Origin of the sequence: Prosthecobacter algae (genome assembly GCF_039542385.1) — a bacterium.
GTDB lineage: Bacteria > Verrucomicrobiota > Verrucomicrobiia > Verrucomicrobiales > Verrucomicrobiaceae > Prosthecobacter > Prosthecobacter algae.
Genome location: NZ_BAABIA010000010.1, coordinates 76223 through 98623 on the forward strand (window position 1 = coordinate 76223; position 22401 = coordinate 98623).

Annotated in this window: 17 protein-coding genes; 5 read left to right on the plus strand and 12 right to left on the minus strand. The window is 58.5% G+C overall.

What is annotated here, in order from left to right:
* Positions 1-73: 73 nt before the first annotated feature.
* The 5 genes from pyk to ABEB25_RS20925 form a co-directional block, all read right to left on the minus strand.
* The gene (gene pyk, locus ABEB25_RS20905) at positions 74-1492 is read right to left on the minus strand and encodes a pyruvate kinase (protein ID WP_345738388.1); all 1419 of its coding nucleotides are present in this window, start codon (positions 1490-1492) and stop codon (positions 74-76) included.
* Positions 1493-1575: 83 nt separating this feature from the next.
* Complete coding sequence (locus ABEB25_RS20910; protein ID WP_345738389.1) at positions 1576-2241, minus strand: hypothetical protein; 666 nt, start codon at positions 2239-2241, stop codon at positions 1576-1578.
* A gap of 1 nt (position 2242) precedes the next feature.
* Positions 2243-3277 (minus strand): AAA family ATPase, encoded by a 1035-nt coding sequence (locus tag ABEB25_RS20915; RefSeq protein ID WP_345738390.1) that lies wholly within the window; start codon positions 3275-3277, stop codon positions 2243-2245.
* A 54-nt stretch (positions 3278-3331) separates the two neighbouring features.
* Positions 3332-6925: a DNA polymerase III subunit alpha gene (gene dnaE / locus ABEB25_RS20920; protein ID WP_345738391.1), complete on the minus strand. Its 3594-nt coding sequence runs from the start codon at positions 6923-6925 to the stop codon at positions 3332-3334.
* Positions 6926-7015: 90 nt separating this feature from the next.
* Positions 7016-9541: a transglycosylase domain-containing protein gene (locus tag ABEB25_RS20925; RefSeq protein ID WP_345738392.1), complete on the minus strand. Its 2526-nt coding sequence runs from the start codon at positions 9539-9541 to the stop codon at positions 7016-7018.
* A gap of 70 nt (positions 9542-9611) precedes the next feature.
* On the opposite strand from ABEB25_RS20925, the gene ABEB25_RS20930 reads away from it, so the two are divergent.
* A complete protein-coding gene (locus ABEB25_RS20930; RefSeq protein ID WP_345738393.1) occupies positions 9612-10673 on the plus strand; it encodes a class I SAM-dependent methyltransferase in 1062 nt (353 codons plus the stop codon).
* Positions 10674-10767: 94 nt separating this feature from the next.
* Here the strand turns inward: ABEB25_RS20930 and ABEB25_RS20935 are convergent, their stop codons facing one another.
* A complete protein-coding gene (locus ABEB25_RS20935; protein ID WP_345738394.1) occupies positions 10768-11742 on the minus strand; it encodes an SMP-30/gluconolactonase/LRE family protein in 975 nt (324 codons plus the stop codon).
* Between the two features lie 88 nt (positions 11743-11830).
* On the opposite strand from ABEB25_RS20935, the gene ABEB25_RS20940 reads away from it, so the two are divergent.
* Positions 11831-13531 (plus strand): amidohydrolase, encoded by a 1701-nt coding sequence (locus ABEB25_RS20940; protein ID WP_345738395.1) that lies wholly within the window; start codon positions 11831-11833, stop codon positions 13529-13531.
* Positions 13532-13549: 18 nt separating this feature from the next.
* On the opposite strand, the gene ABEB25_RS20945 is transcribed toward ABEB25_RS20940, so the two are convergent.
* Complete coding sequence (locus tag ABEB25_RS20945; protein WP_345738396.1) at positions 13550-15100, minus strand: sialate O-acetylesterase; 1551 nt, start codon at positions 15098-15100, stop codon at positions 13550-13552.
* 387 nt (positions 15101-15487) lie between these two features.
* Between ABEB25_RS20945 and ABEB25_RS20950 the strand changes: the two genes are divergently transcribed.
* Entirely contained in the window at positions 15488-15931 is a 444-nt protein-coding gene (locus ABEB25_RS20950; RefSeq protein WP_345738397.1) for a TA system VapC family ribonuclease toxin, read from the plus strand.
* Between the two features lie 17 nt (positions 15932-15948).
* Here the strand turns inward: ABEB25_RS20950 and ABEB25_RS20955 are convergent, their stop codons facing one another.
* From ABEB25_RS20955 to ABEB25_RS20970, 4 genes are all read right to left on the minus strand, one after another.
* Positions 15949-16518 carry an NADH-quinone oxidoreductase subunit C gene (locus tag ABEB25_RS20955; protein ID WP_345738398.1) on the minus strand — a complete coding sequence of 190 codons (570 nt, stop codon included), beginning with the start codon at positions 16516-16518 and terminating at the stop codon, positions 15949-15951.
* A 52-nt stretch (positions 16519-16570) separates the two neighbouring features.
* Positions 16571-17101 (minus strand): NADH-quinone oxidoreductase subunit NuoB, encoded by a 531-nt coding sequence (nuoB, locus tag ABEB25_RS20960; protein ID WP_184205827.1) that lies wholly within the window; start codon positions 17099-17101, stop codon positions 16571-16573.
* Between the two features lie 106 nt (positions 17102-17207).
* On the minus strand, positions 17208-17825 hold the full coding sequence (locus ABEB25_RS20965; RefSeq protein WP_345738399.1) for a septal ring lytic transglycosylase RlpA family protein: 618 nt from the start codon (positions 17823-17825) through the stop codon (positions 17208-17210).
* A 72-nt stretch (positions 17826-17897) separates the two neighbouring features.
* On the minus strand, positions 17898-18602 hold the full coding sequence (locus ABEB25_RS20970; RefSeq protein ID WP_345738400.1) for an alpha/beta fold hydrolase: 705 nt from the start codon (positions 18600-18602) through the stop codon (positions 17898-17900).
* A 155-nt stretch (positions 18603-18757) separates the two neighbouring features.
* On the opposite strand from ABEB25_RS20970, the gene ABEB25_RS20975 reads away from it, so the two are divergent.
* A complete protein-coding gene (locus tag ABEB25_RS20975) occupies positions 18758-20362 on the plus strand; it encodes an L-fucose/L-arabinose isomerase family protein (RefSeq protein WP_345738401.1) in 1605 nt (534 codons plus the stop codon).
* 119 nt (positions 20363-20481) lie between these two features.
* Here the strand turns inward: ABEB25_RS20975 and ABEB25_RS20980 are convergent, their stop codons facing one another.
* Positions 20482-21144, minus strand: coding sequence for a transposase (locus ABEB25_RS20980; RefSeq protein ID WP_345738402.1), 663 nt, complete (start codon positions 21142-21144; stop codon positions 20482-20484).
* A 280-nt stretch (positions 21145-21424) separates the two neighbouring features.
* Here ABEB25_RS20980 and ABEB25_RS20985 point away from each other — a divergent pair, with 280 nt between their 5' ends.
* Complete coding sequence (locus ABEB25_RS20985) at positions 21425-22294, plus strand: LamG-like jellyroll fold domain-containing protein (protein ID WP_345738403.1); 870 nt, start codon at positions 21425-21427, stop codon at positions 22292-22294.
* The last annotated feature ends 107 nt before the right edge of the window (positions 22295-22401 follow it).

The following is a 22401-nucleotide window of genomic DNA, read 5'->3' on the forward strand; positions in this document are numbered from 1 at the left end:
TAGCCAAACGCCCCTCAGGGACCGGCAATCCGGTGCCCTAGTGACGAAAAGACATCTTTTGATGAGATGCCGGTCAGGCATCCCGCAGCAGGATGGCATCCACATTAATGCCGTCATAGAGGGCATCGCTGAGGATCACCAGCGGGTCACCGGCCTTGATGTGGCCATGCTTACGCAGCATCTCGATGGCGTCGCGGATGGCCTTTTCCGGGTTGCCTTCTTCAAAGGCCAGCACAAAGGGCTGCACGCCTCGAGCGGTGACCAGGGTGCGGCTGACGTGGAGATTGGGCGTGAAGGCAAAGATGGAGGCAAACTCCGGGCGCTGATGCGCGAGCAGGTGGGCCATGACCCCGCGCAGGGTGAAGACCAGCAGCTTGGAGTTCGGGATGCTGTTTGCCAGCAGGATGGCAGCCTTGACGGTCTTGTGCTTGTTCGTCTTCAGCGGGGCGTCACTGGCGAAGCGGCCGGAGGGATACTTTTGCTCGATGCGGCGGATGACGGTGTCCAGCACCTCCACGCACTTCTCCGGGTAACGGCCCACGCTAGTCTCACCGCTCAGCATCACGCAGTCCACCTGCTCGATGACCGCATTGAAGATGTCGGTCACCTCGGCCCGGGTCGGCACGGGGTTTTCGATCATGCTTTCCAGCATCTGTGTGGCCACGATGACCTTGCGGCCATGGTAGGAGCAGCGCTCCACGATGTGGCGCTGGATCAGCGGCAAGTCTTCGATGGGGCATTCGCTGCCGAGGTCGCCACGGGCCACCATGATGCCGCCGCTGGCCTCCACCAGCGTGTCAATGTTTTGCAGGGCCTGCTGGTTCTCAATCTTGGCGATCACCCGGGCCTTGCTGCCTTTTTGCTCCAGCAGCAGTTGCAGGTGCTGAATGTGGGCAGGCTCGCGGGCAAAGCTGAGGGCAAAGTAGTCCACGCCCAGCTCACAGCCCAGGTCCAGGTCGGCATAATCTTTCTGGGTCAGCGGCGGCAGGCGCACGGGCACGCCGGGGAGATTGATGTGGCGGCGGGACTTCATTTCGCCCTGGGTCAGGACGGTGCCGATGACGCGCTTTTCACTGATCTCGGTGGCCTTGATCTGGATCATGCCGCCGTCCACCATGATGATGTCGCCCACGTGGAGGTCTTTGCCCAGCTCGGGGTAGTTGACGGTGACGGAGAGGGGCACCGTGGCGGCCACATCGGGCTTGCAGCGGAATTCCACCCAGTCACCCACCTGGAGCTGCCAGGGCTGCTCCACATCGCCCGTGCGGATGCTGGGGCCGGTGAGATCCATGAGGACGGAGATTTCCTTGGCCCCTTTGGCCGCGGCTTCGCGGATGCGGCCATAAACCATGCGCACCCAGTCGTGCGAGGCATGGCTCATATTGAGGCGGAAGATGTCCGCGCCCTTTTCCATGAGATTGAGAATGACTTCAGCGGACTCGGTGGCAGGCCCGAGGGTGCAAAGGATCTTGGTTTTACGCATGTTCGGCATGGTTGAAGGGGGGGCCGGGAGATTCAAGCGGCAATCCTGCCATGAAGCACGAGACAGGCCATGGTTGAGCCTCAGTCAGAGGATCACTCCTGAGACCAAGCCTTCAGATCATCGAGAAACAGTCGCAGACTGGGGGAAACCTTCGCGGCGGCTTCCAGATCCTCACTCGCAGCTTGCCAAAAAAGTTCGTCTCGATTGAGCCCTCGTGATTTCGCAGCTTCATCTCGAAGGTCTTTGAGCTGCGGAGGCGGAGTGTTCGGATAGTATTGCCGTGCTAGGTGACTGTTTGCCTCACTAAAAAGCGGTAACTCTTCCCGGTCTGGTTGAAGGAGGGTTAACACCCAACTCTCGATCATTTCCACAGGCACGGCCAAGGCGACTTCGATGGGCCATTGAGAACGGTCTTTGCCCAAAGTCGCCGTCAGCATTTCGACCAGCTTCGTGTAGCGCGGCTCTTTCTTTAAATCGGCCTTCGGCAAAGGGCGTGGATAAACACAACCCGCTGGATGCCCAGGGGCGCGATCATTGTCAACGGCGATGATCACGGCTATTGGTTGTTTTTCGGACCAACCTTTGAAGCGGTTGATCAGCAAACGAGCGGATGCGATGGCTGTATCATAGCTGGAGCCCCGGCGAACTCGAAACTCCTGATCGCTGTGGAAGGACTGTCCTGTGACACGCTCGGCGATGCGCTCATAGAACATCTCATCCAGCTCGCCTTCGCAGAGGATGTAGAGATGCTTCTGCATGTCAGTTGGCCGGGCGACGATTGATCTTGGCAGGCACTCCCCCGACGAGGCCAGAGAACCACAGATTGCCGAGTGGCATGTCTTCAGGATCTACCGAGTCGTAGTCCAGGTCTTTGAGGCGATCCGCCAGCGTGCTCAGCGTGCTCGCTCCATCCTTTTTCTCCACGATGATCACCGCTTCTTTGTCGTCCTGAAAACAGTCCACCAGATAAGGGTTATGGGTCGTCGCCAGGATGTTGATTCCATGCTTTTCAGCGATGTCTTTCATCATCGGAGCCACATACTCAAACAGTCGTGGATGCAGGCCACGATCAATGTCTTCCAGCAAGATGATCGGTGGTGGATTCTCCTGGTGAACGATGGTGAGGATGCAAAGAACGAGTCGTGTGCCTTCCGAGAGTTCGGTGGCAGGAAGAGGTTTACTGAGACCTCTTTCACGCACTTGAATTTGTTTGGTTCCTTCGGCTGTGGTCCGAAGGCTTAATTTTTCGACTTCAGGAACGTAGCGTTTAAAGTTTTCTTCGATCTTATCAAAGAGGTCTTCCCGATCTCCATTTTTCAGTGATTCAAGAACTTGGGCCGTTCCAGAACCGTTTTCTTTGATCTGTGCGTCAGCTACAATGGCTTCTGCCTCTGAGATACAATCGGCTTCTAAAGCGAAGCGTGGAATAAGGGTTCCAGGCTTCCATGGAAACCGCCAAGTAAGTTGGAATTGGCCCTCTAAGATCTCTTCGGCATGAACTCCGAAATCACTATGGCCGTCATTCATAAAAACATCAAAGCCAGTAGGTTTAGTGGGGGAATTGATGTGTTTAATCCACTGTTGGGCAGTCTCGAAAACTGGTGACTCACCGTTCTTAGCTTCTTCCATAAAAGCTTCGATATCAAAGCTGGGAGCATTGCTAAGGAGTGACAAGAATCTAAGTAAATTCGTCTTCCCCGAACCATTCGCCCCAACGACGAGTGAAAACGGTCGCAGTTTGACCTCCGCGTCCACGAACGAGCGGAAGTTCTGAATTCGGATGCGCGTGATCATTCCTGAAAGGCTACCGTCTGCACTGCGGCCTTGCAAGCTCGACGCGATTTGAGCCTACAGCCAGATCATGAGCTGCTGCACGAGGTCCTTGGTCTGGGTGACGCGGTATTCGTCGCCGGCCTGGAGGCGGACTTTGTTGCCGTCGCTGCAGTTGTTGAACTCAAAGAGGACGGGCAGCTCGCCGGGGAACTGGGTGAGGACTTCGTGGATGCGGTCGAGGTCGATCTGGCTGTGGCGTCGGCAGTCCAGGCGCAGCAGCAGGGGTTTAGGCGGGGCCGGGGGTGGTGCGGGCTTGGCGGGGATTTCGGCACCGGCTTCTCCGGCATTGGCCACGCGGGCTTTTTTCGGGGACAGGGGCTTGGCATCGCCGAGGGTGAGGCGGTTGCCCTCGGTGCGCTGGTCCTTCATGCAGCGGCAGCGCAGGCCCAGCACGGCACCGACTTTGAGGAACTCCTTGAACTTCTCGTACTCGTCGCTCCAGACCATCATCTCGATCTGGCCAGTGAAGTCTTCGAAGGTGAAGGTGGCGAAGGGGCGGTTGTCCTTTTTTGAGTATTTGACGTCGAGGCTGTTGACGATCCCGGCGATGAAAACCGTCTGCGGTTTGGCGCTGGTGTCCACTTCCTCCAGGGCGATGATTTTCGTCAGCTTACTGGATTCAAAGTTGCCCCGGTAGCTGTCCAGCGGGTGGCCGCTGACGTAGAAACCGAGCAGCTCTTTTTCAAAGGCCAGTGTCTCGTCCATCGTCCAGGGCGTGATCTCCACCTGGGCCGCCGCTTTCTTGGGCGGGGCCATGGCAAAGTCATCAAAAAGACCGCCCTGGCCAGCTTTTTTGTCTCTTTGGGCGGAGGCGGCCGAGGCGAGCACCTGCTCCAACTTCGCAAAAAGGGAAGCCCGGTGCTCTTTGGTGAAATCAAACGCGCCGGACTTCACCAGCGCTTCGAGCAGCTTCTTGTTCACCGCCCGGGTATCCATGCGCGCGGCAAAGTCTTCGAGACTCTTGAAAAGACCGTTTTTCTCACGTTCTTCGATGGCGGCGGCCATGGCTCCTTCGCCGACGTTTTTCACCGCACTGAGACCAAATCGGATCGCATTGGGCCCTTCGATGTTGGGATCGGCATCCTTGGTGCGCTCAGGGGAAAACTTGAGCAGGGAGCGGTTGATATCGGGCGGCAAAATCGCCATGCCCATGCGCAGGGATTCGCTGACGAAATTGGCGATCTTGTCCGTGTTGCTGACTTCCAGACTGAGCACCCCGGTCATGAACTCGACCGGGTAGTTGGCCTTGAGGTAGGCCGTGCGGTAAGTCACGATGCCGTAGGCGGCGGAGTGCGATTTGTTGAAACCGTACTGGGCGAATTTTTCCAGCAAGTCGAAGACGGCGTTGGCCTGTTTGTCGCCGATGTCGTTGGTCTTTTTGCAGCCTTCGACGAAGGCGATACGTTGCCGGGCCATCTCGGCCAAGTCCTTCTTACCCATCGCTCGGCGCAGCAAGTCAGCCTGACCGAGGGTGAATCCGGCCAGCAAGTTGGCGGCCTGCTGCACCTGCTCCTGGTAAACCAGAATCCCGTAGGTTTCCTTGGCGATCTTCTCCAGCAGCGGGTGCGGATACTCCACCTCTTCCAGCCCTTTTTTACGCTGGATGTAGTCGGGAATGAACTGCATGGGCCCCGGACGGTACAGGGCCAGAATAGCGATAATTTCCTCAATCCTGTCAGGACCGAGCTGCTTGCAGGTATTGATCATCCCGCCAGATTCCATCTGGAACACGGCGACTGTTTCGCCCCGCTGTAGCATCTCGAAGGTCTTCACATCATCCAAGGGAGCCTCGGATGTGTTGAAGCCGGGCACGCGTTTTTGCACCCACTGCTCCGCCTCCTGGATGACGGTCAGCGTTTTCAGCCCCAGGAAGTCCATCTTGAGCATGCCCAGTTCCGTGAGCGGCTTCATGGCAAACTGGGAAACGATTTCGTTTTCGTTGCCTCGCGTCAGGGCGATGAAATCATACAGGGGCCGGTCGCCGATGACGACGCCCGCCGCGTGGATGCCGGTGCCGCGGGTGATGCCTTCGAGGAAGGTGGCGTGCTTCCACAGCTCTTGCGCGTTGCTATCGTTTTCGATGTAGGCCTTCAGCTCCGGGTTTTTGTCAATGGCCCCGTCAATATGGATCATCTTGCCCGTGGCCTTGTCCTTCTTGTCCTCACCGGCGAGCGTGATGTTCAGCTCGGTGGGGATCATCTTGGAAAGACGGTCCGCATCGCCATAGCTCCAACCGAGCACGCGGCCAACGTCGCGCACCACGGACTTCGCGCCCATGGTGCCAAAGGTGATGATGTGGCTGACGCTGAGGTCGCCATACTTTTCACGCACGTATTGGATGACCTCGCCACGGCGGGTCTGGCAAAAGTCGATGTCAATATCGGGCGGGCTGACACGTTCCGGGTTGAGGAATCGCTCGAACACGAGCTCAAACCTCAGCGGATCAATGTCCGTGATGCCGAGCACAAAGGCGACCACCGAACCGGCGGCCGAACCACGTCCCGGACCCACGGGGATGCCGTGTTCACGGGCCCAGTTGATGAAGTCCCAAACGATGAGGAAGTAACTGGTGAAGTTTTTTTCCGCTAGCAAAGCCAGCTCGTAATCCAGGCGCTGGCGCAGGGCTTCGTCATTGAGTGCGCGGTCACGTCCATAACGACGGATGAGGCCTTCTTCACAAAGATGCCGCAGGTAAGCGACGCGGTCTGGCCAGTTACCCTCCACCCCGTCCATCGGGTACTGGGGGTAACGGTCGATGCTGGTGGAGTCGAGTCGGATGTTGATGTCGCAACGCTCGGCGATCTCCAGGGTGGCATCGCAGGCCTCCGGATTTTCCCGGAACAGCGCCCGCATTTCCTCCGCCGTCTTGAAGTAAACTTCGGGCGAGTAGCTGACGCGGTTGACGTCATGCACGTTCGCGCCGGAGCCCACGCAAATCAGGATGTCGTGGCTTTCATGATCGTCGCGATTCATGAAATGCACGTCGTTGGTGGCGACGGTCTTGAGGTCGTACTGCTTGCCCCACTGGATGAGCTGGCGCGCGACGGTGCGCTGCTGCTCCATGCCGTGGTCGTTGAGTTCGAGGTAAAAGTTCTCCGGCCCGAAGATGTCGCGGAACTCGATCAGGCTCTTTTCCGCCTCGTCCTTGCGGTCCGTCAGCAGGAGCTGGTTGATCTCGCCATTGAGGCAGCCGCTGAGGGCGATGAGGCCCTTGCTGTACTGGCGCAGCAGGTCCTTATCCAGGCGCGGCGTGTCGCCGAATTTGCCGTAAAGATGGGCTTCGGTGACGATGCGGGAGAGGTTTTCATAACCCTCATTGCTGGAGGCCAGCAGGGTCAGGTGCGAGGAGCTTTTGCGTCCCTGCACCTCCTTCTTTTCATGCATGGATCCGGGCGCGAGGTACACCTCGCAGCCGAGAATGGATTTCACCTTGGCCTTCTTGGCCGCCATGTAGAAATCAATGGCCCCATACAGGTTGCCATGATCGGTTATCGCCACCGCAGGCATCCCCAGCTCTTTCGTACGGGAGACGAGGTCATCTATGCGGACCGCGCCATCGAGGAGAGAGTATTCGGAGTGGAGATGGAGGTGGACAAAGGAATCTGCCATTGGCCTGCCCAGCCTAGCCAGAAGACCGCACTTTTCTCGCCAAAAATGTTCCAGGCCGGAGATTCATCGCCAGCCCTCCTGGCAGCGGCCTCAGAGCTCGATTTTCATCGCCGGCGGCGGCTTCAGCTTGATCACGGGCTGCTCGCCGGAATCACCTTCATCCACACCCACGGGGACTGCCCTCAGAATGGGCGTGCCGTCGTCATTCACCGGGCGGGCGCGCAGGATGGGCTTCTCGGAGTTGTAGGGATCGGAACCGAGGATGATGGGCTCCTGGAGGTGCACAGGCTCAATGTTGGCAAATTTGCCAGCTTCTGCCAGCAGGGCGGAATCCGCCGTCTGTGTGATGGCCTGATGGAAAGCTTGGAGATCGGCAGGCAGTCCTTCCCCGGTGTGGACGGGGCAGGTGGTGTTGAAGCTGGTGCCAGGGCGTAGATACTCGGAATAGGTGCTGCGGACGGAACGCTCGACGCCATCGGGCCCCTTCACCTTGTCATAACAAAAATCGGTGGCGCGCAGGCCGCTGACCCGGCAGATCTCGATGCGTTCAGCAGTCTCTGGAGGATTGATCTCCTGGGGGGCGCGAGCTTTGGCGCTGGCATTGATGATGTCCGTCCAGATCGGCAGGACGATCTTGTTGGAGAAGGCCCCCGGATAGATGGTCTTTTGCTTGTCAAAGCCCACCCAGACACCGCAGGTGACGGCCGAGGTGTAACCGAGGAACCAGAGGTCCTTCGACTCGTAATGCGTGCCCGTTTTGCCGCCCGCGGGGAAGTCGCCCAGGCCATACTCAATGGAGGGAGCGCCTGTCCCACGGTGCAGGGCTTCGGAAAGGCAGGTGTGGGTCTGGTAAGCGGCGATCTCGTCCATGGCGCGGACGGGCTGGAGGGTCTTTTCGTCGAGCTGGAAGACGGTGCTACCCCGGAAGTCGGTGATGCGCTGGATCAGGTGCTGCTTGGCCGGGCGTTTGCCCAGGGTGGGGAAGCAGGAGTAGGCCAGGCACATTTCATCCAACTTGGATTCGGTGGCCCCGAGGAAGGTGGAGGGGAACTCGCGCAGCTCGGTATTGATGCCGGCGCGTTTGGTGAAGTCGCGGAAGTCCTGCCGGATGCGGCCTCCTTCCAGGGCGACTCTTTCGCCCAGGCGGACGGTGGCGGAATTGTGAGAGCCGACGAGGGCCTCACGGGCGCTGATGGGGTTGCGGGACCACTTCGGATCGTCCACTTCCATGCCCCACTCGCCCAGAATCCCCGTCAGCCCGCCGATCATCACGCGGCGGTTGTCCAGCGGCTCATCCGCCAGCGGGGTCATGGGGAAGTAGCCGGGCTTTGAAAAAGCGGCGGCGTAAACGAAGGGAGTGAAGGCTGTGCCTACGGGGCGGACGCCGTCGGTGGCGCGGTTGTACTGGCTGTCAATGAAGTCACGACCGCCGACCATGGCGAGGATGGAGCCATCGCTGTTGTCCATGACGATGGCAGCACCTTGCAGGTATTCGGGCATGGGACGTTTTTCATCTTCACCGAGGGTGCCTTTCATTTTTTTGCCATGCCACTCGCCCAAGATGCCGCGGAACTGGGTGTAGGTCTGGTGCGGGTAATCGGGACGGATTTCCACCTCAGCCAGGCGTTTTTTCATGGCCGTCTCGGCGGCCTTTTGCAGGTCCTTGTCAATGCTGGTGTAGATCTGGAAACCGCCGATGGAGGCGCGCTCTTCACCGACCAGGGCGACGACTTCCTGCCGCACTTCGTCAAACACGTAGCTTAGCCTGGGATCACTGCTCTGCGGCGTGGTGACCATCGGCTTCAGCTTCAGGCGCTCGGCATCGTCGCGTTCCAGGCTGCCTTCGAGGACCATACGCTCCAGCACGTAATTGCGCTCCTTGATGGCGCGCTCAGGGTGGCGGATGGGTTCAATGTTGTTCGGGCTTTTGATCAGACCAGCGATGGTGGCGCATTCTTCGATGGTGAGGTCTTTGGCGTCCTTGCCGAAGTAGCCCTGGGCGGCGGCCTGGATGCCGTAGAAGTTTTTGCCGAAGAAGATGCGGTTCAGGTAGAGCTCGAGGATCTCGCTTTTGGTGAATTTGCGCTCAATCCGCTGGGCCACAAAGGCCTCCATGATCTTGCGTTTGTAGCTCTTTTCCATCAGACCGAAAGTCTGGCGAGCAAGCTGCTGGGTGATGGTGCTGGCGCCTTGGGTTGTGCGCCCTGCTTTCACGTTTTCGATCACGGCGCGGGTCAAGCCGATGTAGTCCACTCCGTCATGCTGGAAGAAACGGCTGTCTTCCTGGGCTGTCAGCGCATCGATGAAATGTTGGGGCACTTCCTTGATCGGGACAGGGGTGCGGTTGAGCACGTAAATGCGGGACAGTTCCTCGCCATTGCGGTCATAGATGATGCTGGCCGCCTCCAGTTTGCGGATTTCTTCCAGGTCATACTGCTCCGCTTTTTCCCGCAGGGGAGCCACCACGACGGCATAGATGCCCAGGGCCGTCACACCCGCGAGAATGAAGAGCGCCATCAGGGCACTGAACCAGACACGCCGGTAGAAGGGGAGTTTCAGGCCGGACTCGCCGCGCCAGTTCGTCTGGGGTTTAGGTTCCAAATCTTTGCCGAACATGAGGAGATGCCCTTGATTGCAAGGGGTGGTAATCTAATGGCAGTGACGCCACCCCGCCACTTGTTTCCCAATGACCCCTCTGACGAGCATTTTGCATGACACCCTGGCCACCTCGCCCCAGGCGAGGCTGACCTTTGCAGACGTCATGCAGGCAGCCCTTTACCACCCTGAGCACGGGTATTATGGCCCGGGCCCTCGGCGTATTGGCCGCAGCGGTGACTTTTACACGGCTGTCTCCGTGGGCTCGCTTTATGGTCGGTTACTTGGCAATCTGGCGCGGCAGGTGCAGGCGGAACTGGGAAACCCGACCGGATTTGCCGTCATCGAACAGGCCGCGCACGATGGGCAACTGGCCGAGGATGTGTTGTCCGCTACCGATTTCCCCTACTGGATCGTCGAGCCGAATCCACGCTATGAAGCGGTGCAGCGGCAGCGGCTCGCGTCTTTTGGCGAGCGGGTTCGCTGGGTCCCTTCACTGGCCGCTTTGCCCCCGATTCCGGCCCTGTTCATCTGCAATGAACTGCCGGACGCCATGCCCGTCCATCTTGTCCAGTGGGAGGGCACGGCGTGGCGGGAGCTCTGGGTGCAGTCGGCAGGGGAGGCGCTGGAGTTTGTTCCCGGGCCACTTTCATCGGAGGCGCTGGCGGCGGAAGTCGCTCGCCTGCCGCAGGACCTGCCTGCGGGCTACACCACCGAGGTGAATCTAGCGGCGCTGAACTGGATGCAGGAGCTAGGGGAAGCGCCGTTTCACGGGGCGGTTTACATCGCCGACTATGGTTTTGACGACCTGGAACTGTATGCCCCAGAGCGCACAACGGGCACCTTGCGGCGTTACCAAAAGCACCAGACGGATGACCGGGTGCTGGAAGATTTGGGCGAGTGTGATCTCACCACGCATGTCAATTTCACCCGCCTGACCAAAGTCGCCGAATCCGCCGGGATGAACCTCCGGGCCTACGAGCTGCAAGGCCGCTTTCTGGGCAAGCTGGGCCTGCCCGTGCTGGCCGCGCTGGAGGGCCGTGTGGATGCCTCCACGCAGGCCCTTTTGCGGCAGTATCACTCCCTCACGCACCCGGCTTTCATGGGGCGCTCGTTTCGGATCTTAAGCCTGAGTAAGGGGTCTAGGGCTTGAGGCGGATGGGGGACGTGTTTTGGACTCCGTTGGCTGGAGCCCCATCCGCTCTAGTGACCAAAGCTTCCAAAAGCCCATTCCTCGGAAGTGAATATTACAAGCCTTTGACCTGGGTCTTCACGCGTAGCAGGAACATGTCTGCCGTGACGTACATGACGTCTTTCTCCGGGCCGCCCCAGGCGCAGTTGCCGGTGTTTTGACCGGTGAGGATGGTGCCGAGGTGTTTGCCTTCAGGGTTGATGATCAGCACGCCGCCGGGGCCGGTGGTCCAGATATTGCCCAGGGTATCCACTTTCATGCCATCGCAGCCGCCTTTGCGCTCAGCGGACTTCAGCGGCTGGGCGTGGAAGAACAGACGACCGTTTTTCACGCTGCCATCGGCCTGGAGATCATAGGCCATGACGCGGGTGTCATCCTTGTCGGAAACGGCGATGTAGAGGGTCTTTTCATCGGAGCTGAGGGCGATGCCATTGGGCCAGAGGATGTCCTGGATGATGAGGCTGACTTTGCCATCTGTGTCCAGGCGGTAGATGCCGTGATAGGGGGCGTCCTGCGGGGTGCCTTTCTTCATGCCGTAGGGTGGGTCCGTGAAGAAAAGGCTGCCGCTTTTGGCGATGACGAGGTCATTGGGGCTGTTGAAGCGTTTGCCTTCAAACTTGTCGGCCAGGGAGGTGAAGCTGCCGTCTTTTTCCAGCCGAGCGATGCGGCGCTCGCCATGCTGACAGAGAATGAGGCTGCCCTTGGCATCTACTGCCAGGCCGTTGGAGCCCTGGCCATCGCCGCTGAGGCTGCCGCTGGGTTTGAGGACGGTGGTGGCGCTGGCATCGCCTTCTTTCCAGCCGAAGACGGTGTTTTCGGGTACATCGGAAAAGAGGATCTGACCGTCCTTCCACACGGGGCCTTCGGACCAGTTGAAGCCGGTGGCCAGGATCTCGATCTTCGCGTCTGGGGCGATGAGTTTATCTAGGGCGGGGTCCAGCCGTTCAATGCCGCCTTTGAACTCGGGCACCGGTTCGGCAGCGAAGGCAGCAGTCAGGCTCAGCAAGGGAAGCAGGAGGCATTTTTTCATGGAAAGCGAAATTCTAGGGGGTCACGCGCCGAGAGGGCAAGCGTTCAGTTGTTCGCACAAATCGTCGTTGGCCCATCGTTGATAGCTCATGCGCTTCCTTGCCTGCTGCCTGTGCCTCACGGTCTCCCTTCACGCTGCTCCGGACCTGATTTTGCATCATGGCCGCGTCATCACCGTGGATGAAAAGTTCAGTTATGCCGAAGCGGTGGCAGTGGAGGCAGGGCGCATCGTCGCGGTGGGCAGCAATGACGAGGTGCTGGCGCTGAAGGCTGAAACGACGCAGCTCCTGGATCTCGGTGGCAAGACCTTGCTGCCCGGCCTCATGGATTCGCATGTGCATGCGGCCGCCGCGATGACGGAGTTTGACCATGAGATTCCCACCATGGAAACCATCGCCGAGGTGCTGGTCTACATCCGCACACGGGTGGCGGCCTCCAAGCCGGGCGACCTCATCGGCCTGCGGCAGATTTTCATCACGCGGCTGGAAGAGCGCCGTTACCCGACCCGGGCCGAACTGGACCAAGTGGCTCCTGAAAATCCGGTGGTCTTTTCCACCGGGCCCGATGCCATGTGCAACAGCTTGGCTCTGAAGCTGGGAAAGATTGACCGTGACTTCAAGTTGCCAGAAGGCCATCCCGGCAAGGTTGAAAAGGATGACGCAGGCCAACCCACCGGCCTGCTGCGTGGCTTTGCTCCAACGATCAAAGCTCCACGCAAAGAGAAGTCCCCCACTGCCGAGGACACCTACCGGCGCACCTTGGAGTTGTTTCGCGACTACGCCTCGGTCGGCCTAACCACGATTGCGGACAGAAACTCCAGCGCCAGCCTGCTTTCGCTTTATCAAAAGATGCGGGATCAAAAAGAACTGCCGGTGCGGGTGCGAGTCTCCATGGGGCTGAATGCCATGAGCCTCTGGCCGGCGATGGAGAAGTCCATGGAGGAGATCATCCAGCATCCGCTGACGAAGCCGGATGCGGAGTTGCAAATCATCGGCACAAAGGTGTTTCTCGATGGAGGTATGCTGACGGGCAGCTCCTTCATGAGCAAACCCTGGGGCGTGAGCGAGGCCTATGGCATCAGCGACCCCACGTATCGAGGTGAGCAAAAGATCCCGGCGGACCGTCTGCGCCAGATGGTGGCGAAGATCACCGGGGCGGGGCTGCAGTTCACCGCGCACTCCGTGGGGGATGCGGCGGTGGCCACGCTGCTGGGGGTTTATGAGGACGTGGATCGTGAAGGGTCCATCCGCGCCAGCCGCAGCAGCGTCACGCATTGCAACTTCATGCAGCCGGAGTCCATCGCCCGCGCGGCGAAACTGGGCGTGTGTGTGGACCTGCAACCCATCTGGCTGCACATGGATGGCCGCACCTTGACCGGCCACTTTGGCGAGGAGCGCATGAAGCTGTTTCAGCCCCTGCGCGCCTGCTTTGATCAAAACGTCATCGTCGGCGGTGGCAGTGACCACATGCAGAAAATCGGCTCCTTTCGCAGTGTGAACCCCTACAATCCCTGGCTGGGCATGTGGACGGCGGTCACCCGCCAGGCACGCAAGTTGGACCGCCCGGTGCACCTCGAAAACGCCCTTACCCGGGAAGAGGCGCTGCGCCTTTACACGACCAACAATGCCTACCTGCTGAAACTGGAGAAGGAGACCGGCTCCATCAAAGAGGGCAGGCTGGCAGACCTGATCCTGGTGGATCGAGATCCGCTCACCTGCCCCATTGAAGACCTCCCGCAGACCGTCGTTTTGAAAACTTGGTTAGGCGGGAAGGTGGTGTTTGAGAAGTAAGACCGGAAGTGCCTGAGCTTATTCCTTCGGCTTCGTCGTCATCGGGAAGTCGTCTGTGCGGAAGGGGGTCACGGGCAGACCTTCGATGCTGAGGAGGTTGCACACGGGGTTGTTGGCCCAGGCATAACGGACGGCCACAGGCTTGGCCACTTCGGTAGCGGTGACTTCCACTTTGTCGCGGCCCACGATCTTGGCGGTGGCCCAGACCCATTTCTTGTCTTCACCGCAGATGGCAAAACCCTTGACCTCGCTCACGTCCACGGTGCGCAGGGTGGAGCCGAAGGTGTCCAGGGTGACGGTGGCTTTGTTGCCTTCGATGGCCACGGATTTGTACTCAGGGCTGCGATAGGGGAGCTTGAAGCCGTAGTCTTTCACCAGGGCAAGGCGAGCGAGACGTTCTGCCACGTCGCGCTTGTTTTTCGGGTGGATGTCGTTGGCTTCGCCGAGATCAATGATGACGGCCTGACCGCCATTCTTGATGGCGTTCTGGGTCTTGGTCTGGCTTTCGCGCAGCTCGGCCCAGGCGCTGTCGCCAGGGGTGGGGACTTCAGCCATGAAGTCAGCCAACTGCACCCAGTAGAAGGGGAAATCGCCCTGCTTCCACTCTTTGCGCCAATGCTCGATCATGAACGGGAAGAGGGAACCGTATTCATAAGCGCGTCCTGAATTGGACTCGCCCTGATACCAGATGGCCCCTTTGATGCCGTAACCGATGGTGGGCAGCAGTACACCGTTGTAGATGTTTCCAGGGCGGGCATTGCCCGTCAGCCAGCTTTGAGGAGAACTGGGCTGGCGAGGGATGGGCTGGCCAGCTTTTTTGGCTTCGTCCGCCTGGGTCTTCCACTTGGCCAGAGCCACTTCGTAGTCCTTTTTGGCTTTCTCAGAGTTCATGGCGGCTTCCGTTTTCACGGTGTTTTCCATGAGGCCTTTGAAGCGAGCATCTTTCTCCAACTCGTCACGACGCACCCAAGCTTCGGCAGCACTGCCGCCCCAGGCGTTGTTGATCAGGCCCACGGGCACATCCAGCATGCGATGCAGAACGCGGCCGTAGAAATAACCGACGGCGCTGAAAGGGCCAACGGTCTGCGGTGAGCATTCCACCCACTGACCTTTAAAATCCTGCTGCGGCTCCTGCGTGCCCACCTGGGGCACGGAGATGAGGCGGATATTTGGATACTTCGCCGTAGCGATTTCCAGATCCGCATCCCACGAGGCATTCACACTCCACTGCATGTTGGACTGTCCGGAGCAGATCCACACCTCACCGACGAGCACGTTCTTCAGCTCTTTGGTATTGGTGCCTTTGATGCCGATGGTGGCTGGCTGCGCATTGGCAGGCACGGCATCCAGCTTCACGGTCCATTTGCCATCCGCGCCTGCTTTGGCGGTTTTGGTCTGGCCTGCAAAGGTCACCGTCACCTCCGTGCCGGGCGTGTCCCAGCCCCAGATTGGGTTGGCCTGCTTTTGCTGCAGGACCATGTTATCGCCAATGATGGCGGGCAGTTTGATTTCCGCCCTGGCCGAAAAGGCGAGGGCAGTGAGGAGTGAGGTGAGTGCGAGTGTGCGCATGGATGGGTAAGAGAGCGGGGTAGTACGTCATCTCAAAGATGAACCCTTCGTAGATCCGAAAATAATGCAGGTCTCATCGTGTCTTAAATGATGTCAAATTGACATCGATTTAAGGCGATGTAATATTAACATCATGACACGCACTCAAATTCAGCTCCCGGATGAGCTCTACCAACGAGCCAAAGCTCTGGCAGAGCAGAAAGAGCTTTCTCTGGCAGAGATTGCGAGGCGTGGAATTGAACTGTTTTTAGCTCGATTCCCACAGCCGACACCCGAACCTCAAAAATGGGTTTTGCCGCAGGTGTCTGCGGGGCGCTCTTTGGTTCCGCTGGATCAATTAAGAGACATTTCCAGTGAGGAAGAATCCATGCGGGGCCTCACTCAGCCATGATAGCTCTCGACACGAACATTTTGCTGCCCGCTGTCAATGCAGACCATCCAGATCATGCGCGGGCGGTTTTGTTTGTGAACGGTTTGCTGGATAGTGATGAAGTGGCTATTTCGGAATTCGTTTTAGTCGAACTCTACGGATTGCTGCGAAATCCAGTGGTGCTTTCCAATCCGCTGAACGCTCCGGAAGCAGCGGCTGTTTGTGAGGCTTTTCGTTGTCACCCTCGATGGCAGACTTTGGGTTTTCCCCCGGACAGCAAGATGTTTCACGACCTGTATTGGCCACATCTCCGCGTAAAAAATTTTGCGCGACGGAGAGCTTTTGACCTCCGAATTGCGCTGTCGCTCACGCTTCAAGGCGTCACAGAGTTTGCCACCGCGAATCTGAAGGACTTCGAAGGAATGGGTTTTAAGCGTGTCTGGAATCCACTCCAGGGATAACCGCTGACGCCAAAAAACTACTCCACTCGCTTCGCGCGTGGCTCGCGGGCCACGGTGTCTACGGCACCCGCGCTGGTGACGAAGGGGCCATCGGCCATGGGGGCGATGTTGGTGAAGCCGACTTCGGGCATGTCGCTGGGTTTGCCGGCAAGGGGGAAGTCTTTGCGCAGTGGGAAGTAAGGGTAACCTTCCCACATGAGGATCCGGCGCAGATCGGGGTGACCGGCGAATTTGATGCCCATCATGTCCCAGACTTCACGCTCATGCCAGTCGGCCGTGGGCCAGATATCGCTGACGGTGGCGGGCTCCTCTTCATCGGGGATCTGCGCCTTGATGCGCAGGTGCTGGTGATGGCCGTAGCCATACACTTCATAGACCATTTCAAAACGCGGCTCCTGGCCCATATGGTCCAGGCTGGAGATGTCCACCAGGTAGTCGAAATTCAGTTCATCGCGGCAGTATTTGAGCAGCGGCTTGGCACTGGCCAGGGAGACTTGCACGGTGTGCTCGCCCCGGAATTCGGTGGTGCTGAGGACGGCATCGCCGAATTTTTCCTTCAGAGCGGTGACCATTTGCGCGGCGTTCATGATGCGATTCGTGGCGGCTTGTTGACCTTTTGACGATTTTTGACCGGGCTAATTAAGACAACTCGTTGATGAGTTCCTGTTTCTGCTCGGAGATGGAGTGCTCGCCTTCGATTTTGCGCTGCAGGCGCATCAGGCCTTCCATGAGAGCTTCCGGGCGGGGAGGACAGCCGGAAATGTAAACGTCCACAGGGATGAGGTGATCAATGCCCTGAAGCACGGCGTAGCTGCGATACATGCCACCGCTGGAGGCGCAGGCACCCATGGCGATGCACCACTTGGGCTCGGGCATCTGGTCCCAGACACGCTTCACGGCCAGCGCCATTTTGTAAGTCACCGTGCCGGCGACGATCATCACATCCGCCTGCCTTGGGGAAAAGCGCATCACCTCCATGCCGAAACGGCTGAGGTCATACCGGCTGCAAGCGGAGGCCATCATCTCGATAGCGCAGCAGGCCAGACCCATGGGCATGGGCCAGAGGGAATTCTTGCGCATCCAGTTGACCGCAGAATCCAGCTTCGTGACGACGACATTGCCCTCGATCTTGGAATCGTAAGAGGCTTCGGTTTCAGCAGGGGCGACCATGGCTTGGGAAAAAGGGGTTAACGGTGGAAGAAATACGCCCCGGCTCCCCCCCCGGCAACCCGTTTGTGAAAGTTTTCACAAGCTTCGCCTCGCCTGGAATCCGGGCTTAAAACGTCTTCAGGCCGGGAGGAGTGGCCGAAGCCCCTCCATACGAGGGTGCCATCGGTGCGGAAGATGGCGCAGGCTGCTGCACCTGATAGCTAGGGACAGAATAGGCTGGTGGGGTGGATTTAGGGGTGTAACCGCCGTAGGCCGGCTGCGGTGAATAAGCTGGAGGTGTGGCGGCGGGCTGGGGGGAATAAGCGGGCTGCCGGGCATAGCCCCCATACTGAGGTTGGGCAGGGGCTCCGTAGTTTCCACGGGCAACGGATTTAGCCGTCACCTCCACCTGGCCCATCTGCATGTAGGGAATGCCGATGTGCTGGGCTGCAGCGCTGGAGAGATTGATCACGCGGCCCTGGTAATAGGGGAAGCGGTCATTGACGGTGACATTCACCGTGCGGCCATTGAGCATGTTTTTGACCGTCACGACCGTGCCAAAGGGCAGGGTGGTGTGGGCAGCGGTGTAGGCCTGGGGATAATAGATCTCCCCCGAAGAGGTAGGCCGCCCTGTGTATTGGTCCGCGACATAGGAGGCCCATCCTTGCTCCCGGTGGGCAGGTGGACGAGAGGCGCAACTGACCAGGGCCAGCATGGAGAGACAGAGAAACCAGCGACAAAACATGCAGGCATGGTTTTTACACACAGAAGTGCCCTTCGTCACTCTTAGAAATTAAGAAAGCTTCGACAATGGGGGCTAGGAGGATGCGGGAGATAGGCTGTCAGCCATGGCCCACTCCGTGTGGGAGATGAAGGCACCTTCCTTTAAAAAACGCTCCACAGCCCGCAGCACCCGCGGCCGCCACATCATGAATGTGTGGTCTGCCTGTGTGACCATGAAATCGGCCTGCCCCGCCACCCAACCTCCTGCGACGGTGACGATGCCATCGGACTCGGGGCCTAAGAGATCGCGGAAAAGACTGATCACGGGCTTATTTCCCATGATGACCCCGGTGCCAGGAGGCACGGCACCCAGTCGACGAGGGGTGCTGGTTTCATCCACTCCTAGTTCATGAATGACGGGGCCTAACAAACGACGTAACCAGGGTGAATGCCCCAGCTCTGCCAGCACTTCGCTGCCTTGATTCGGCGGGCCTAACATCACGGTGCGGCCTAATGGGAAGGACGGATCTCGATTTTCTGCCCAGGCCCGGAACAAGATGCCGCCCAGGGAGTGAGTGACAAAATGCACGCGGGTGCCTTTGGTTAGTCGCAGTTTGGCCAGGGCCGGTTTCAGCCATTGATCCACCGCCGTTTGCACGGTGACGCGGCGGGAAGGGTAGCTAACGCTGATGACCTTGTAACCCGCGCGCCATAACCAGAAACGCAACGCCAGTAGGCTGCGAGGCGAACGCCCGAGCCCGTGGATCAGAACCACGATGTCGCGCTGGGTAGGTTTCATAAGTTAATAATGCAGCTAGATCATCTTTTGGTCAACCCGCGCCTGTGCAGGACAATCGGAGTTGGCCAGGGTCAAGAATCGTCAAATACCCAGCAAGAATCAGCAGCAGCGTGGCATTGCCTGGGTGGGCTGCTTTGGAAGATGCTTAGGCGATCATGCCCAACCATCGCACCATCCAGCTCGTCGCCAGCGGCGACCTCCGACTTTCTGCCAACCAAACCTGCTGGCCAGCCCAGAAGGCCATGGAAGACGCTTTGGCCAAGGCCCTCAAGGCCGAAGGGTATGAAGTCAAACGTGCGCATCCTTACGATGCCAAGAAAAAGCATGGCTTCATCGCCAGTCAGCGCGAAGGCATCGAAGTCTTTCGCACCGTGGACCCCGATGCGCCCATCATCGTAGCGGAGGCGGTGTGGCAGTACTCGCATCACGTGCTAGCGGGGCTTAGCACGCATCGCGGGCCCATTTTGACCGTGGCGAACTGGAGCGGCCAGTGGCCCGGCCTCGTCGGCCTGCTGAATCTGAATGCCTCGCTGACCAAGGCGGGCGTGACCTACTCCACGCTCTGGAGCGAGACCTTCACGGACGCCTATTTTAAAAACGGCCTGCGTGAATGGCTCGATACGGGTGCAGTGACGCATGACCAGTCTCATGTGCGAGATCTTTCACTGTTAAAACTGCCGCAGGAAGATGAAAGCCTAGGCAGGGACTTCGGGCGTCGCTTCCGCAATCACAAGGCCATTCTTGGCGTCTTCGATGAAGGCTGCATGGGCATGTACAATGCCATCATTCCGGACAATCTTTTTCATGCCACGGGCTGTTTTAAGGAGCGCCTCAGCCAGTCCAGCCTCTATGCGGCCATGCAGACCGTGAGCGATGAGGACGCGGCGGAGGCTTATGCCTGGCTGAAGAAGAAAGGATTGCAAATGCAGTTAGGTCTGAATGAGGCGACCGAGCTCACCGAGTCGCAGATTCTTCTTCAGTGCAAAATGTACATCGCCGCCGTGCGCATGGCGGATGAATTCGGCTGCGATGCCATCGGCATCCAGTATCAGCAGGGGCTGAAGGACCTCACCCCAGCCAGCGACTTGGTGGAGGGCATGCTCAACAACGCCGACCGCCCACCCGTGCGCAGTGTCGATGGCAAACGTGTGCTTTTTGAGGGGGAGGCCCTGCCGCACTTCAACGAAGTGGACGAATGCGCCGGCCTGGATGGCCTCGTGACCTACCGGCTGTGGCGCGAGCTCGGCTTTGCCCCTGAAAACACCCTGCACGATCTCCGCTGGGGCCAGAAGTATAACAAAGATTATGTCTGGGTGCTCCTCATCAGCGGCGCGGCCCCTCCGGCCCATTTCATCGGCGGTTGGAAAGGAGCGAGCACGGAACGCCAGCCCGCCATGTACTTCCGCCTCGGCGGTGGCACGATGAAGGGCATTAGCAAACCTGGCCACATCGTCTGGAGCCGCGTCTTCGTCATGGATGGCGCGCTGCATTGCGACATCGGCGTGGCCGAGGTGGTCAAACTTCCTGCCGAGGAAACCGAACGCCGCTGGCAGGAAACCACCCCCCAGTGGCCCATCATGCACGCCGTGCTGAAAGGCGTGTCGCGAGATCAGATGATGGCCCGCCACAAGTCCAACCACATCCAAGTCGTGTACACCCCCAATGAAAAGCAGGCGCATCGTGCTGCCCGCATCAAGGCCGCCGCCATGAGCGAACTGGGCATCCATACCAGCCTGTGTGGCGATGTGAAGCTGGGGTGAGGGCGGTGAGGTGCTTCTGGCTTTGGCTTGGGACCAATTTCGGTGCTGGGTTTGTGGGGCGGAGATTCGCCTCCTTTGGATGTGAGTCTTTCTCCATGGCTCGCGTGTGTTTTGGCCAATCAAGGTGGGGGCGAGCTAAAGCTCTGGATTACTTTGCCGGAGCCGACGACAAACCCGTGCTTCAATCCTGCTTTCAGGGGGTTCTCAGCGATGTATTTTCGGAAGTGTTCCAACTGAGATTCACTGCGCACAATGTGATCGAAGGGCTCTTTTTGCCATAGGGCTCCGCTCTGGCCTAACAAACGGTTGATGTCATAAGCGCTACCGCCTTTCCAATGGCGGATGATCTCCCCTAGATCGCTATTTTTCGCGGGCTGTACCAAGGCGTGAAGATGGTTTGGCATGATGCACCACGCATCCAGCCAGTAAGATTTCTCATGCCCGGCGCTGAGTCTTTGGAACAAGAGGTCAGCGCAATCCGAGCTTGCTAGCACACACTGCCCGTGTCCTGCATCCAGGAGTTCATGAAATCTAGCCGTGAATTCACGGTGATATTCATGGCGCTTTTCGTCCTCCAATCTTGTCAGTTCGGCAGGCGATTTCAAACCATGGCGATTCAACCATTCATCACGTTTCATCCTCCAACCTTCCATTACCTTTTCGGGAAGAGAATCTGCCAGTCTCGAGGTTACAAAATAAGTCGTCTCCCGCTGACGCCAATGCGGCAGATTTTCCCGATGGACGTGGAAATCCGCGCTCGGATCGAACGGAATCAAATTCATTTTCAGTTACTCGGCTGCTCCTCAACGACGCGCAAGCGTCAAACAAAGTACTCTAGAGCTTTAGCTCGAAAAAGATCGCTTTCCCTTCGCTGTCCGGCATGGCCATTCGACCTTTCAGCGAGCTCAAGCTCGGGAGTACTTTCCTCTGCGTCTCATGAAAAAGTTCCCCCAGGACCTATCACCAAAAGGCATCTCAAAATGACCTGTGTGGCCTGTCTTTAAAGAAACGGTCTTTTGAGGCTGTATTGAGGGAAGCTTTTCTTCTGTCCCTATCACCATCATGAGACCTTCCTTCCTCCTCTGCCTGGCCAGTGCTTGGCTGCCATTGACCACCTTTGCTCAGGACCTCAGCGCTTTGCGCTCGGCCCTGACCTTTCATGCGTCGTTTGATCAGGATCTCCAGGCCGATTTCTCCAAGGGCGACAAACTCAGCTACGTGAAAAAGGGCAAGGAGCTGGTGGCGGCGGTGCCGAATGAGGAGGCAAAGATCGCGCCCGGAGAGGGCAAGTTTGGCAACGCGCTGTGGTTCCCGAAAAAGGGTGTCACTCGTCCACAATACAAAGACGCTGGAGTGCTGGGTTACAATGGCCAAAGCTGGAGCAGCACCGTCTCCGTGTGGTTGCGGTTGGATCCAGACAAGGACCTGGAACCGGGCTATTGCGATCCCCTGCAGATCGTGGGGGATGACGGCAAAAAGGGCTTCATTTTCCTGGAGTGGTCCAAGGATGAAACACCCCGCTATTTCCGCTACGCCATCCGACCTTTGTTTGAGATCTGGAATCCCACCAACATCCAGTGGGCAGACATCCCTTTCGATAAACGCCCCATGGTGCAGGTGGAGCGGGCACGCGCGCCGTTTTCCCGCCAGGCCTGGACGCATGTGGTCTTCACGGTGGAGAACATCAATGACAAGACGCGTAAGCCTGCTGGACGGCTTTACATGAATGGCGAGCTGAAGGGCAGCATTGAAAACTGGGACCTCACCTTCGCTTGGGACCCTGCTCAAGTCTGGCTGGTGCTGGGCGCTGCCTACGTGGGGCACATGGATGACTTGGCGGTCTTTAACCGGGCTTTGACAGCGGTCGAGGTCAAACAACTGGGCAGTCTGAAAACAGGCGTGCAGGAATTGCATGCGCCCAGCCAGAAGTGAGGCTTGCCTGTTTTCACCAAGTCAAACATCGTCAATCACCCAGCAAGAATCCGCAGCGGCAAAAGTTTGTGCTTTCTGACAAACTCTCTCATGCTGCGGGTGGACTC